Genomic DNA, 14246 nt, shown 5'->3' on the forward strand with positions numbered 1-14246 from the left:
AGACTCACCCCCATGGCCAAGAGCATCACCGTCGACGACCTGGACATCTACTACGGCGACTTCCTCGCCGTCCAGGGCGTCTCCATGACCATCAAGGCGCGCTCGGTCACCGCCTTCATCGGCCCCTCGGGCTGCGGCAAGTCGACCTTCCTCCGCTCGCTCAACCGCATGCACGAGGTGATCCCCGGCGCGCGCGTCGAGGGCAAGGTGATGGTCGACGGCCAGTCGCTCTACGACGCCGCCGTCGACCCGGTCGCCGTGCGCCGCCAGATCGGCATGGTCTTCCAGCGCCCGAACCCGTTCCCGACGATGTCGATCTACGAGAACGTGCTCGCCGGCAACCGGCTCAACGCCAAGAAGATGAAGAAGTCCGAGGCCGACGACGTCGTCGAGCGCTCGCTCAAGGGCGCGAACCTCTGGAACGAGGTCAAGGACCGCCTCTCCAAGCCCGGCATGGGCCTCTCCGGCGGCCAGCAGCAGCGGCTCTGCATCGCCCGCGCGATCGCCGTCGAGCCGCAGGTGCTGCTGATGGACGAGCCCTGCTCGGCGCTCGACCCGATCTCGACCTCGGCGATCGAGGACCTGATCCACGAGCTCAAGTCCGACTACACGATCGTGATCGTCACCCACAACATGCAGCAGGCCGCCCGCGTCTCCGACGAGACCGGCTTCTTCAACCTCAAGGCCGCCGGCCAGCCCGGCCACCTCGTCGAGTTCAACTCGACCCAGAAGATGTTCGCCAACCCCGACAACGAGGCCACCGAGGCCTACATCTCCGGCCGCTTCGGCTGAGCCCTCGACCGTCCGCCGGCGCCCGGCATCTGAGGACACCCTGCAGCTGGAGAAGGCCTTTCGGGTTGCACCACGTCCTCAGACGCCGGCCGGCCACGAGGTCTCGGGAGTGCCGGGGCCCGGACGGTGGACGGTGATGGGCGGCTCCGGGATCGGGGGTTCCTGGGGCCGTCCTTCACCGCCCGCCACCTTCGGTGCCCGTTCTTGTAGTCATCTGAGGACGCCCTGCATCCCGCGAAGGCCTATCGGGTTGCACCACGTCCTCAGATGCCCCGGCTCGACGTGAAGGTGGATGCCTGGAGCGAGGGCCTGTGGATGACGCCAGCGCGATCCGGCGACCGGGCAGCACCATGACCGGGTGGATGACGACGAGTGGACCGCCGGGGCGTGGCCGACGTGGGGGATCGGCCCGCGCGAGGGCGTACGTCGAGGGGTGTGGTGGCCGTCGCGCCGCGACGACAACGGCCAGGACGGCCCCACCCGCTCGGCCGCGCAGTCCTCGCGGTGGCGCCGTGCTGGGCACAACCTCTGGGTGCCGACGTCGATCGACCACACCGAACCCGAGCAGCGGATCGTCGAGGCCGCCGCCCAGCTGCCCGGACGAGGTGGGGTCACCGGGTGGGCTGGACTGCGCTGGCAGGGCGGGTCGTGGTTCGATGGTGTCGACCGCCACGGCGCCCTCATGCCTGTCCCGCTGGCTGTTGGAAGTGGTCACCGTCGCCGCGCACATCCGTCGCTCGCCGTCTCGCAGGAGGTCCTCGGGCCCGAGATGGTCGCCCGCCACGACGGCGTCCGGGTCACCGTGCCGCTGTGGAGCGTTGCGTACGAGATGCGCAAGGCGCAGTCGGACGAAGCCGCGGTCGTCGCCTTCGAGATGGCGGCCTACGACGACCTGGTGTCGATCGACGAGCTCGCGACGTTCGTGGACTCGTCACTGTGGCTGCGGTGGGGGGTGGAGCGGGTGCGGCGCGTGCTCCCGCTCTTGGAGGAGAACTCCTGGTCGCCGATGGAGCCGGTGATGCGGCTGACCTGGTTGGAGGCAGGCTTTCCGCGTCCCTTGGCCAACCGCCCGGTGTTCGACCTCGGCGGCCGGTTCGTCGGGACGCCGGACCTGGTCGACCCGGTGGCCGGCGTGTACGCGATGTACGACGGGGGCCTGCACCTCCCCGGTCACGTCCGCCTGGCCGACGTCGCCAAGGAGGCGGCGTACCGAAGGCTCGGACTGGAGGGCGCCACGATGATGGCTGGCGACCTCGCCGACCGCGATCCTTTCGTGCTCCGCCTGCGGGACGCGTACGCGCGAGCGGACCATCAGCGGCCGGAGGACCGCCGGTGGCTGCTCGAACCACCGACGTGGTGGGTGTCGACGGCCACCGTGGCGCAACGCCGCGCCCTGACGGCCTACGAGCGCTCGCGCTACCTGACGTACCGACACGCCGCGTGAGCGGGTGCGGTCGGGGTGCGTCAGTCCGGCCCCCGGTGACATCTGAGGACACCCTGCAGCCCACGACACCCTATGGGCCTGCAGAACGTCCTCAGATGCCGAGGGGGAGGCCAGGAGCGAGGCGGGCGGGCGTCAGGGGAGGAAGACGTGCGCCACCCAGTAGCAGATGGCGGCGGCGAGGCCAGCGGCCGGGAAGGTGAGCACCCAGGCGGTGAGGATCGACTTCGCCACGCCCCAGCGGACGGCGGAGAGGCGCTTGGTGGCGCCGACGCCCATGACCGCGGAGGTGATGGTGTGGGTGGTCGAGATCGGCGCCTCGAAGACGTACGAGGTGGTGTAGAGGACCGAGGCCGCGACCGACTCGGCGGCGAAGCCGCGGGCCGGGTCGAGGTGGATGATCCGGCGCCCGAGGGTGCGCATGATGCGCCAGCCGCCGGACCAGGTGCCGAGCGAGATCGCGGTGGCGGCGGCGAGGATCACCCACAGCGGCAGGCCGTCGGACTCCGCGACGTAGCCGCCGGTGAGCAGGGCCAGGAAGATCACGCCCATCGTCTTCTGGGCGTCCTGCAGGCCGTGGCCGAGCGCCATCGCGGCGGCGGAGACGGTCTGGGCCACCTTGAAGCCGCGGTGGGCCTTGCTCGGGTTGGCGCGCCGGAAGATCCACATGATCGCGATCATCAGCGCGAAGCCGAGGGTGAAGGCGACGACGGGGGAGAGGAACATCGGGATGACGACCTTCTCGACCACGAGCGCCCAGTTGGCCGAGGCGCCGGCGGCGACGGCGGCGCCGACGAGACCGCCGATGAGGGCGTGCGAGGACGACGACGGCAGGCCGTAGTACCAGGTGATGAGGTTCCACGTGATGGCGCCGAGCAGGCCGCACATCACGATCACCAGCCCGTGGCTGCCGGGTCCGGGGTCGATGGTGTCGGACACCGTGTGGGCGACCTTCTGGCCCAGGAAGGCGCCGACGAAGTTCATGACGGCGGCCATGGCGAGGGCCACGCGCGGCTTGAGGGCGCCCGTCGAGACGGACGTCGCGATCGCGTTGGCAGCGTCGTGGAAGCCGTTGGTGTAGTCGAACACCAGGGCGACGACGACCACCGCGATGATGATGCCGATCTCCATCAGGAGCTCCTCCGGGCACGCGCGGGCGAGGTGGTGGTGCTCATGCGGGTCAGGACTCCTTGACCGCGATCTGCTCCACGATGTTGGCGACCTTCTCGAACGCGTCGATCGCCCCCTCGAGGGACTCCACGATGTCCTTGAGCTTGAGGACCTCGAGCGCCTCGTACTCGCCGCCGAAGAGGTTGGCGAGGATCCGGCGGTAGGACTTGTCGCCGGTGTTCTCGAGCCGGTTGATCTCGATCCAGTACTCGTCGAGCGAGCTCATCGACTCCAGCGACGGCATCGCCGCGGAGGTGAGCTCGGCGCAGCGCTGCAGCACCTCGACCTGCTGGGTGGTCTCCGAGGGCAGCGAGGTGACCTCGTAGAGCAGGATCAGGTCGACGGCCTCGTCCATCATGTCCATGACGTCGTCGAGCGCCGACGCGAGGGAGTAGATGTCCTCGCGGTCGAACGGCGTGACGAACGTGCTGTTCACCCGTCGCACGATCGAGTGGGTGGTCTCGTCGGCGGCGTGCTCGGCCTCGCGCATGCGCTGGGCGATCTCGGCACGGGGCGCACCGTCGGCGAGCATCTCGCTGAGCAGCTGGGCGCCGACCACGAGGTGGCCGGCCGCCTCGGCGAAGAGGTCGTAGAACGAGCTGTCGACAGGGCGGAACTTCAAACGCACGGTGAACTCCGAACGGGGGGCGGATGAACCGGCATCATGCTAGGGGGTGATCCGCCCGCGGACGCAACCGCGAGGCCCTCGCGCGCCTGCGGTGTGACCGTCGCCGCAGGTCAGCGGCGCCGGTGCCGCTGCCGCGCGATGAGCTCGTCGTGCAGGTGGCGTACGCCGTGACGCTGGGTCCACTCCCCGTCGGGGCCGAGCTCCCACGCGCTGGTCTCCTCGTCGAGGGCGAGGTCGAGCAGGGCCGCGACGGACTCGACGACGTGGGGGTCGCGCAGCCGCACCAGCACCTCGACGCGGCGGTCGAGGTTGCGGTGCATCAGGTCGGCCGAGCCGATCCACACCGCCGGGTCGCCGTCGTTCTCGAACCAGAACACGCGGCTGTGCTCGAGGAACCGGCCGAGCACCGACCGAACGCGGATGGTCTCCGACAGGCCCGGCACGCCGGGGCGCAGCGCGCAGATGCCGCGCACCACCAGCTCGACCGGGACGCCGGCCTGCGAGGCGAGGTAGAGCGCGTCGATGATCGCCTCGTCGACGACCGAGTTGGCCTTGACCCGGATCCGGGCCATCCGGCCGGCCTGGTGGTGGGCGATCTCGGCGTGGATCTGGGCCACCAGCCCGTCGCGCACGCTGTCGGGCGCGACCAGGAGGTGGTCGTAGGTCGTGTTGCGGCTGATCCCCGAGAGATTGTTGAAGAGCAGCGCCACGTCCTCGCCGATCTCCGGGTCGGAGGTGAGCAGGCCGAGGTCCTCGTAGAGCCGGGCGGTCTTCGGGTTGTAGTTGCCGGTGCCGAGGTGGACGTAGCGCTTGATCCCGTCGGGCTCGTCGCGCACGACCATCGACAGCTTGCAGTGGGTCTTGAGGCCGACCAGGCCGTAGACGACGTGGCAGCCGGCGTGCTCGAGCTTGCGCGCCCAGCGGATGTTGGCCTGCTCGTCGAACCGCGCCTTGATCTCCACGATCACCAGCACCTGCTTGCCGGCCTCGGCGGCGTCGATCAGGGCCTCGATGATCGGGCTGTCGCCGGACGTGCGGTAGAGGGTCTGCTTGATCGCCAGCACGTGCGGGTCGGCGGCCGCCTGCTCGAGGAAGCGCTGCACGGACGTCGCGAACGAGTCGTACGGGTGGTGCAGCAGCACGTCGTGTCGTGCCACCGAGTCGAACACGTCGACCGGCGAGGCGGACTCGACCTCGGCGAGGCTGGTGTGGGTCGTCGGCAGGAACGCGGCGTACTTGAGGTCGTCGCGCGGGAGGTCGGCGATCGAGTGCAGGCCGGTCAGGTCGAGCGGTCCGGGCAGCGAGACGACCTCGTCGCGCCCGACACCGAGCTCGGAGACCAGCAGGTCGAGCACCTTGGGGTCGATCGACTCCTCGACCTCGAGGCGGACCGGCGGGCCGAACCGTCGGCGCAGCAGCTCCTTCTCGAGCGCCTTGAGGAGGTTCTCGGCGTCGTCCTCCTCGACCTCGAGGTCCTCGTTGCGGGTGACGCGGAAGGTGTGGGCGCCCAGCACCTCCATGCCCGGGAAGAGCTTCTTGAGGTGCTCGCCGATGACGTCCTCGATCGGCACGAACCGCTGGTTGCCCAGGCCGACGAAGCGACCGAAGGTCGGCGGCACCTTGACCCGCGCGAAGTGCTCGGTGCCGGTCTTGGGGTGGCGCACGACGACGGCGAGGTTGAGCGACAGGCCGGAGATGTAGGGGAACGGGTGGGCCGGGTCGACGGCCAGCGGGGTGAGGACCGGGAAGATCCGCTCCTTGAAGAGCTTCTTGCAGACCTTCTGCTCCTCGCGGTCGAGGTCGGCCCAGCGGACGATCTCGATGCCCTGGGCGCCGAGCTCGGGCAGCAGCCCGGCGAGCGCGCGGGCGTGACGCTCCATCAGCTCGCGGCAGGCGGTCCACAGCACCTCGAGCTGCTCGCGCGGCATCATGCCGCTCGCGGCGCGCTGCGCGACGCCGGCGGCGATGCGGCGCTTGAGGCCGGCCACGCGGACCATGAAGAACTCGTCGAGGTTGCTGGCGAAGATCGCGAGGAAGCGTGCCCGCTCGAGCAGTGGCAGCCCCTCGTCCTCCGCGAGCTCGAGCACCCGCTGGTTGAACCGCACCCACGACAGCTCGCGGTCGATGAACCGGTCCTCGAACTTCTCGACCGCCTCGATCTCCGCGGCGTCCGGGGTATACGGCGGCTCGACGTCGAACGTGTCGGTCGGGTGGCCGAAGGGCTCGGTGACCGGGCCCTCGTCGACCGACGGCGAGGCGGCGCTGGTCAGGGTGGCCGGGTCGTTCATGGGCGAAGTCTGTCACCGTCCGGTGAACGGCAGGTGACGTTCGTTTCAGTAGACGAGCGCCTGCACGCCGTCACCGAGGACCTGCTCGGCGAAGACCGCCGCCCCCGCGATGCGTACGCCCGCGCGCAGGTCGCCCTCGCCGATGCCGCGCCGCGCGGCGCACTGCGAGCAGACGGTCACCGAGCCGGAGTCGACGACGACCGACAGCAGCTGGTCGAGGGGCGTCGCGAGCCGGAGGTCGAAGGCCTCGGCGCGGCCAGGGACGCCGAACCACGCGGCCTCGCCGGTCAGCCACAGCGACACCTCCGCGCCCGACGCGGCGGCGGCCGCGGCGACGGTGAACGCCTGGTTGCAGCGCTCGGCGTCCTCGGCGCCGCAGGTGACCTTGACGACCAGTGAGCGAGCCATGCGCCCAACACTAGAGTGGCGCCATGCCCTTCGAGCTCCCCGACAACCTGCACCCCAACTGCGGCCCCGTCGCGTGGCTGCTCGGCACCTGGCGCGGCAACGGCCACGGCGACTACCCCACTACGAGTAAGTTCCAGTTCGGCCAGGAGCTGATCTTCACCCACGACGGCCGCCCGTTCTTCCACTACATGTCGCGCTCGTGGATCGTCGACGAGGAGGGCCAGCACGTCCGCGACGCCGCGATGGAGACCGGCTTCCTGCGCTGCCCCGAGCCCGGCAAGGTCGAGTTCCTCCTCTCGCACAACATCGGCTTCTCGGAGGTCTGGTACGGCGCGGCCGAGGGCGGCAAGCTCGAGATGCACACCGCCGGCGTCTCCTTCACCGAGACCGCCAAGGAGGTCACGGCCGGGTCGCGGATGTACGGCAACGTCGAGGGCGACCTGCTCTACGCCTACGACATGGCCGCTGTCGGCCAGGAGCTCCAGCCGCACACCTGGGCCCGCCTGCAGAGGGCCTGATGTCGGACGACCTCGCCGCCCGGCTGCGGGAGCAGGGACTGCGGCTCACGCCGCAGCGCCAGCTGATCCTGCGGGCCGTCGAGGAGCTCGCGCACGCCACGCCCGACGAGGTCCTCGCCCACGTCCGCAGCCAGGTCAGCTCGGTCAACGCCTCCACCGTCTACCGCACCCTCGAGGTCCTCGAGGAGCTCGGCCTGGTGCGCCACACGCACCTGAGCGACCGCGCCCCGACCTACCACTCGACCCGCGAGCACGAGCACGTCCACGCGGTCTGCCGCCGCTGCCAGGCGGTGACGTCGTACGACCCCGGGCTGGTGGCGCCGGTCGTCGAGCGGCTCGCGGCTGACGGGTTCACCGTCGACGTCGGCCACCTCGCGATCTTCGGGGTGTGCGGCGACTGCGCCCGCGCGGAGTCCGCGCCACCCCCGACCTAGACTCGAGGCATGGCCAGCCCCCTCCTGTCCCTGCCCGGGGCCGTCGCCGGCGACGGCATCGACGCCCCGGTGGCCGCCCACTACGGCTCGTTCAACACCGAGCAGCGCACGCTCGCGCAGGGCGACGGGTTCGTCGACCTGTCGCACCGCGACGTCCTGCGGGTCTCCGGGCCGGAGCGGCTGTCGTGGCTGCACAACCTCACCACGCAGTACTTCGACGGCCTCGCCCCCGGCACCTGGGTGCAGGCGCTGGTGCTGAGCCCGCAGGGCCACGTCGAGCACGCCTTCGCGGGCGTCGACGACGGCGAGGCGTTCACCGCCCACACCGAGCCCGGCGCCGGGGCGGCGCTCGTCGAGTGGCTGGAGCGGATGAAGTTCATGACCCGGGTCGAGGTCACGCTCGTCGACGACCTCGCCGTGATGTGGCGCCCGGGCGACGCTCCGTCACAGGGGGGTGGCCGCTACGACCTGGTCCCGCGCGAGCGGCTCGAGGCCTACGCCGAGGCGGCCGGTCCGGCCTGTGGGCTGTGGGCGTTCGAGGCGCTGCGCATCGAGCGGGGCGAGCCCCGCTTCGGGATCGACACCGACCACCGCACCATCCCCAACGAGGTCGGGTGGATCGGCTCTGCGGTCCACCTCGACAAGGGCTGCTACCGCGGCCAGGAGACCGTCGCCCGCGTCCACACCCTCGGCCGACCGCCGCGGCGGCTGGTGCTGCTGCACCTCGACGGCTCGGAGAACCGGCTGCCAGCCGCCGGCTCGACGCTCACCTACGAGGGCCGCGAGGTCGGGTTCGTCGGCTCGAGCGCCCGCCACCACGAGCTCGGCCCGATCGCGCTCGGGCTGCTCAAGCGCAACGTCCCGGTCGACGGCCAGCTCGTCGTCGACGGAATGCCGGCCGCCCAGGAGGTCGTCGTCGACCCCGAGGTCGGGCTGCACGTACGCCCCAACCTGCGCGGCTGACCCGGCGCTCTCGCCCCGCCAAGCGGCCCTCCGCCCGCCCTCGCTGGGTATCTGGGGACGTTTTGGTGGGTCGGGATCCCGATTTTCCCACCAAGACGTCCCCAGATACCGGGGGCGGGGGCGTGCTCGTCAGCGGCGGCGGTACTGCACGTGGGTGTCGGCGTCGGCGTGGGTGAACCCGAGCCGCGAGTAGACCGCGACGGCGGGCGCGTTGTCGGCCTCGACGTAGAGCAGCACCTCGGAGACGCCGAGGCCGTGCAGGTGGTGCAGGCCGGCGAGAGTGAGCACCTTCCCGAGCCCACGACCCTGGGCCGCGGGGGAGACGCCGACGACGTAGACCTCGCCGAGCGACGCGTCGTGCTGCTTGGTCCAGTGGAAGCCGAGCACGCCGGTGGCGTCCTCGGCGACGAGCAGGCCCGCGGGGTCGAACCACGGTTCGGCCATCCGCCGGGCGAGGTTGTCGAGGTCCATCGACCCCTGCTCGGGGTGGTGGGCGAACGCAGCCGCGTTGACCGCCACGACGGCCTCGGCGTCGGAGTCGACGTACGCCCGCACGCGCACGCCGCCGGGCACGAGCAGCGGCGGCAGGTCGAGGGCCGCGTCGCGTCGCATCACCCACAGGTCGCGGACCCGGTCCCACCCGTGCTGCTCGGCGAGCCGGGCCGCGGCGGGGTGGTCACCGTGCGACCAGGCGGCCAGGTCGCCGTCGTGCGCAACCCGCGCGAGCAGCCCGGCGCCGGCGCCCCGGCCGCGGTGGTCGGGGTGGACGGCGAGGCTCAGGTCGCCGTCGTGCAGCAGCGCGAAGCCGTGCGGCTCGGTGACGACGGTCGCGGTGCCGTCGGCGAGCGCCATGTGTGCCGCCTCGTCCAGCGGGTCGGTCCCGTCGGCGGCCGCGCACGCCCGCGCGACCTCCTCCACCTGCGTGCGTTCTCCCATGCCGCCGAGACTAGCCAGCGCCCACGGCGGACAGTGGGGACGATCGCTCGCGCTATGTCACGAGGATCCTCCCCGCAGGTCGCAGGCGGGGGAGGAGCACGGGCGCGCCGTCCCCTCCCAGCCCCGCGCCCGGAAGATGGTGTCGAGCCGGGCCGCCGTCCGGCACGGCGTCGTGAACACCTGTCGGTAGCGCAGGCGGAGCGTGGCGCTGCCCCGCGCCAGGTCGTCGAGATCCCTGTCCGCGTCGTCGTCGCGGGCCTCGCTCCCGTCGTGCTGGCTCCCGTCGAGCTCGACGAAGCCGCCGTCGAGGTCGAGGTGGCCCACGTCCCGGTACTGCCGCCCGGTCGCGCTCCTCACCGGGACCTGACGCGACGTGGGCTCGGGCAGACCGTGCGGGCGCAGCACCCGGACGAGGTAGCCGTGCTCGAGCACGCTGTGGGTGCCGCGCTCGAGGTCGGCGAGCAGGTCGTTCAGCAGGCCACGCCGCCGCAACCGCGAGCGTCGCTCGACCTCGACCCGCAGTCGCGAGGCGACCGTGCGTCGCCCACCCACGACCGAGGCGAGCGCGGAGATCGCCGCCAGGTCGTCGGTCGCACGGTGCGCCACCTCCACGGCCGCCACCTCGAGGCGTACGCGCGGCGGTGAGGCGTTCCACTGCACGAGGTGCTCGAGCCCGCGCACCCGGTGCACGTGGATGCCCGGCTGGGGAGCCACCCGGCGTGACCAGTCGACTGCGACGTGGACCGGTCCGGCGGGAGGCGGCTCCCGGCCGGGGCGGTGCAGGGCGGACCCGAGGTGGAGCGCCGACAGGCCGGAGTGGAGCACTGCGGCCCAGGACCGCTCGTCCCAGGTGGGCCTCCCGGTGTGGGTGAGGTAGGTGCCGGGATGGAGCAGGACCAGGTCGCGGCGCCGCAGCAGCGTGTCGATGCGGGTCTGGGTGAGCCCGCGTGCGAGCAGCTGGCGGCGGCTGATGACCCCACGCTGCGTGAGGAGCAGGTCGACGACGGTGTCGAGGTCCACGACGTACGTCTGCCCGCCGGCCCGGACGCCGAAGCGGGAGTCGTGTGGGCTGTGGACAACACAGTGGGGACGATCGCTCGCGCTATGTCACGAGGATCCTCCCCGCTGGTGCCGTCAGCCCGCCGTGGAGCGGGCGGTGCTGTCCTCGGAGTCCTTGTCGCGGGTCGGGACGACGAAGCGGTAGCCGACGTTGCGGACGGTGCCGATGTGGTGCTCGTGCTCGGGGCCGAGCTTGGCGCGCAGGCGCCGGACGTGGACGTCGACGGTACGGGTGCCGCCGAAGTAGTCGTAGCCCCAGACCTCCTGGAGCAGCTGCTCGCGGCTGAAGACCCGGCCCGGGTGCTGGGCGAGGTACTTCAGGAGCTCGAACTCCTTGTAGGTCAGGTCGAGCGGGCGGCCGCTGATCCGCGCCGTGTAGGTGGCGTCGTCGACGACGACCTCGCCGCGGTGGATGACGTGGGCCGCGGGGTCGTCGGGCGCGGCGGCGGTCGTACGCCCGATGGCGAGGCGGATGCGCGCGTCGAGCTCGGCGGGACCGCAGGTGTGGAGCACCACGTCGTCCATGCCCCAGTCGTGGGCGACGACGGCGAGCCCGCCCTCGGTGACGACGAGCAGGACCGGCGCGTCGGCGCCGGTCGTGCGGATCAGTCGGCAGAGGTCGCGCGCGGCGGCGAGGTCCTGGCGGCCGTCGACCAGGACGAGGTCGGCATCGGGCGCGTCGAGCAGGGCGCTGCCCTGGGCGGGGAGGATCTTCACGCTGTGCGCCAGCAGGGCCAGGCCGGGCAGCACCTCGGCGGAGGGCTGCAGGGCACCCGTGAGCAGCAGCAGGTCGCTCATGACGGTGGCCTCCTCGTCTGCCGGGGACAAGGCAGGATATCCCGCATGGGCAGTGACATCGTGCGGGATCAGGGACGTGAGACGGTCACCGTGCGCTACTGGGCGGGGGCGCGGGCCGCCGCGGGGACCGCCGAGGACACCTTCGACCTGCCGACCGGAGCCAGCCTCGCCGACCTCGTCGCGCTGGTCCTCGAGCGGCACCCGGACGACCGGATGGCGCGCACCGTGGGGGTCTGCTCGGTGCTGCTGGGCGAGCAGCCGGTGGGGTCCCGCGACCCCTCCGCGGTCGTCGTCCCGGGCGGCTCGGTGGTCGAGCTGCTGCCGCCTTTCGCCGGGGGCTGAGCAGAACTTTTCCGCCCCCGGGTGTTTGCGGATGGGCCCGGATGGGCCATGATGCACCCGTTCGGAGTCCCATGGCTCCGCACGGGGGACGAGCTCGCACAACGCCTGCACGCATCACGCGCGCGGGGCGTCTGGCTCGCGCGGCCTCATGGCAGACATTCGAATACAGGGGGAACCAAGCATGCTTGCTGGGTCTGGTGGGGCGCGCACGCGCCTCCTTTCCGTCGTGGCAGCGGGTGCGCTCGCCACGGCAGCACTGACGGCGGGTACGGCTCTGCCGGCCAACGCCGCTCCGGTGGGGGTCACGACGACCGTCACCGACTCGGCCGGAAACCCGGTCGAGGGTTTCGTCTCGGCCTACCTCGGCCAGGCCGACGGCAGCTACACCTACAGCGAGGGCCAGTACCTCGCCGACGGCCGGATGAACCTGCCGCTCGAGCCCGGCACCTACAAGTTCGAGTTCCAGAGCGTCGACGGCACCCTGGCGCCCGAGTTCTACGTCGACAAGCCCGACCTGGCCTCCGCCGACCCGATCGCCGTGACCGGCCCGACGGCCCTCGCGCCGGTCGCCCTCGCGGCCGCCCCGACTGCCACCGGTCGCGTCATCAACGCCGCCGGCCGTCCGGTCCGCGGCGGCTCCGTCGAGCTGCACGCCGGCGGTAGCTTCGTCTCCTCGGCGCGCATCGAGCGCGACGGCACCTTCACGGTCGGCGCCCCGCTGGCCGGGTCCTACAAGCTCTTCGTCGACGCCGACGGCTACGCCGAGGAGTGGTACACCGACAAGACCACCGAGGAGACCGCCGACGCGATCACCCTCGGCGCGGCTCCGCTCGCCCTCGGCGACATCGGCGTCGTGCGCGGCGGCGTGATGACCGGCCGCCTCACCAACACCGACGGCACCCCGCTCGAGCGGGTCCAGGTCCGCGCCGTCGGCACCGGCAACACGTTCAACCAGTACACCGACTACACCGACGCGAGCGGCGTGTTCCGCATCGACCGCGCGGCGACGGGTGTCTACAAGGTCGAGTTCCGCGACCCGGTCGGCCAGTTCCTCGGCGAGTGGTTCGCCGACAAGCCCGACCAGGCCTCGGCGACCGAGCTGGTCGTCAACCCCGGCGCCACCGTCGCCGGCATCGACGCGGCCCTCGCCAACGACCCGTCGTTCGCCGTCGACCCGGCGACGATCGACCTCAGCGGCACCGTCACGGACTCCTCCGGCGCACCGGTCATCGGCGCGAGCGTCGTCGCCTACGACACCCCCGCGACCGCGGGTGCGCAGCAGAGCTACGAGTTCGCCGTCACCAACCGTGCCGGTCAGTACGCCTTCACCGACCTCGACCCGGCCAGCTCGGGCTCCTCGGAGAACCAGTTCAAGATCTCGGTGAGCGACGAGCTCCCGGACGAGGACGGCCAGTTCGCCCGTGAGGCCCGCTGGTACGGCGGGGCGCAGTCCTACGCCGCCGCCACCCCGGCGCCGGTCCCGGCTGCGGGCGTCAACGTCGTACTCCCGCTCGCGGGTGGCATCTCCGGCACCGTGAGCACCGACTCGTCCATCTCCCTCGACGGCGTGTCCGTGCGCCTGGTCGACGCCCAGGACGGCCCCGTGTCGACCGGCGGAACGGTCATCGGCATCGAGGACGACGGCACCTACAGCGCGCAGTACCTCAAGCCCGGCACCTACAAGGTGCTGTTCGCCGACGCCAACTTCGACAAGGTCTTCGGTCCGCAGTGGTACCGCAACACCAACTACGCGACCGCCAAGACCGTGAAGGTCACCAGCGGCAAGACCGCGACCGGCATCGACGCCGAGCTCGAGGAGGGCATGCGTGCCCTCCGTGCGCCGGAGATCAAGGGCAACCCCTACCTCGGCGGCAAGATCCGCGCGACCCCCGGCACGTGGGTCCTCGACGGCGGCACGACCTACCAGTACGCCTGGCTGGTCGACGACCAGGTCGTGGGCCAGGGCCGGACGCTGAAGGTCTCCAAGAAGTACAAGGGCGACCGGATCACCCTGCAGGTGACGGCCAGCAACAACGGCACCACCGGCACCGCGCTGGCCACCACCCAGAAGATCGCCAAGAAGCCGAAGGTGAAGATCTCGGTGAAGGGCTCGACCGCGACCGTCAAGGTCTCGGACAAGAAGGTCAAGGCCAAGAAGTTCACGGGCAAGGTCGTGGTCAGGAAGATCGTGCGCACCGACGAGTTCGGCGCCCCGGTCTACAAGAAGGTCGGCCAGGCCAAGATCGTCAACGGCCAGGCCCGCCTGACGGTGAAGAAGCTCGTCAAGGGCAAGAACAAGCTGGTCTTCTCCATCGACCTCAAGGGCAAGAAGTACGGCGACGCGGAGATCGCGAAGACCGTCAAGGTGAAGAAGAAGGGCTGACGCCCTCCAGCAGCACAGCGCCACACGACAGCGGGGCCCCGGGACAACTCCCGGGGCCCCGCTCCGTGTCTGCCCATTCGAGCGGC

14 protein-coding genes are annotated in these 14246 nt (G+C 71.4%); 7 read left to right on the top strand and 7 right to left on the bottom strand.

The window, feature by feature from the left end; translation table 11 throughout:
* Positions 1–12: 12 nt before the first annotated feature.
* Both pstB and KDN32_RS01370 read left to right on the top strand, forming a co-directional pair.
* Positions 13–792 (top strand): phosphate ABC transporter ATP-binding protein PstB, encoded by a 780-nt coding sequence (gene pstB, locus KDN32_RS01365; RefSeq protein ID WP_211730331.1) that lies wholly within the window; start codon positions 13–15, stop codon positions 790–792.
* Between the two features lie 358 nt (positions 793–1150).
* A complete protein-coding gene (locus tag KDN32_RS01370; RefSeq protein ID WP_211730332.1) occupies positions 1151–2236 on the top strand; it encodes a hypothetical protein in 1086 nt (361 codons plus the stop codon).
* Positions 2237–2368: 132 nt separating this feature from the next.
* On the opposite strand, the gene KDN32_RS01375 is transcribed toward KDN32_RS01370, so the two are convergent.
* The 4 genes from KDN32_RS01375 to KDN32_RS01390 form a co-directional block, all read right to left on the bottom strand.
* The gene (locus KDN32_RS01375; protein ID WP_211730333.1) at positions 2369–3364 is read right to left on the bottom strand and encodes an inorganic phosphate transporter; all 996 of its coding nucleotides are present in this window, start codon (positions 3362–3364) and stop codon (positions 2369–2371) included.
* A gap of 49 nt (positions 3365–3413) precedes the next feature.
* Entirely contained in the window at positions 3414–4031 is a 618-nt protein-coding gene (locus KDN32_RS01380) for a DUF47 domain-containing protein (RefSeq protein ID WP_211730334.1), read from the bottom strand.
* Between the two features lie 110 nt (positions 4032–4141).
* Positions 4142–6319: an RNA degradosome polyphosphate kinase gene (locus KDN32_RS01385; RefSeq protein WP_211730335.1), complete on the bottom strand. Its 2178-nt coding sequence runs from the start codon at positions 6317–6319 to the stop codon at positions 4142–4144.
* A 45-nt stretch (positions 6320–6364) separates the two neighbouring features.
* A complete protein-coding gene (locus KDN32_RS01390) occupies positions 6365–6727 on the bottom strand; it encodes a DsrE family protein (protein WP_211730336.1) in 363 nt (120 codons plus the stop codon).
* Positions 6728–6750: 23 nt separating this feature from the next.
* Between KDN32_RS01390 and KDN32_RS01395 the strand changes: the two genes are divergently transcribed.
* From KDN32_RS01395 to ygfZ, 3 genes are read left to right on the top strand one after another with little or no spacing between them, the layout of a single operon-like run.
* Positions 6751–7245 carry a heme-binding beta-barrel domain-containing protein gene (locus tag KDN32_RS01395; RefSeq protein ID WP_211730337.1) on the top strand — a complete coding sequence of 165 codons (495 nt, stop codon included), beginning with the start codon at positions 6751–6753 and terminating at the stop codon, positions 7243–7245.
* Positions 7245–7679 (top strand): Fur family transcriptional regulator, encoded by a 435-nt coding sequence (locus KDN32_RS01400; protein WP_211730338.1) that lies wholly within the window; start codon positions 7245–7247, stop codon positions 7677–7679. The genes KDN32_RS01395 and KDN32_RS01400 overlap by 1 nt, the downstream gene beginning before the upstream one ends.
* A 9-nt stretch (positions 7680–7688) precedes the next feature.
* A complete protein-coding gene (ygfZ, locus tag KDN32_RS01405; RefSeq protein WP_211730339.1) occupies positions 7689–8642 on the top strand; it encodes a CAF17-like 4Fe-4S cluster assembly/insertion protein YgfZ in 954 nt (317 codons plus the stop codon).
* Positions 8643–8771: 129 nt separating this feature from the next.
* On the opposite strand, the gene mshD is transcribed toward ygfZ, so the two are convergent.
* The 3 genes from mshD to KDN32_RS01420 all read right to left on the bottom strand — a co-directional run bounded on the left by mshD (position 8772) and on the right by KDN32_RS01420 (position 11435).
* Positions 8772–9578, bottom strand: coding sequence for a mycothiol synthase (mshD, locus tag KDN32_RS01410; protein WP_211730340.1), 807 nt, complete (start codon positions 9576–9578; stop codon positions 8772–8774).
* 57 nt (positions 9579–9635) lie between these two features.
* Positions 9636–10598, bottom strand: coding sequence for a hypothetical protein (locus tag KDN32_RS01415; protein ID WP_211730341.1), 963 nt, complete (start codon positions 10596–10598; stop codon positions 9636–9638).
* Positions 10599–10712: 114 nt separating this feature from the next.
* Positions 10713–11435, bottom strand: a complete 723-nt coding sequence (locus KDN32_RS01420) for a winged helix-turn-helix transcriptional regulator (protein ID WP_211730342.1) — start codon at positions 11433–11435, stop codon at positions 10713–10715.
* A gap of 45 nt (positions 11436–11480) precedes the next feature.
* Between KDN32_RS01420 and KDN32_RS01425 the strand changes: the two genes are divergently transcribed.
* Both KDN32_RS01425 and KDN32_RS01430 read left to right on the top strand, forming a co-directional pair.
* A complete protein-coding gene (locus KDN32_RS01425) occupies positions 11481–11777 on the top strand; it encodes a MoaD/ThiS family protein (RefSeq protein WP_211730343.1) in 297 nt (98 codons plus the stop codon).
* A gap of 226 nt (positions 11778–12003) precedes the next feature.
* Positions 12004–14160: a carboxypeptidase-like regulatory domain-containing protein gene (locus tag KDN32_RS01430; protein ID WP_211730344.1), complete on the top strand. Its 2157-nt coding sequence runs from the start codon at positions 12004–12006 to the stop codon at positions 14158–14160.
* Positions 14161–14246: the final 86 nt, after the last annotated feature.

The organism is Nocardioides palaemonis (assembly GCF_018275325.1).
GTDB classification, from domain to species: domain Bacteria; phylum Actinomycetota; class Actinomycetes; order Propionibacteriales; family Nocardioidaceae; genus Nocardioides; species Nocardioides palaemonis.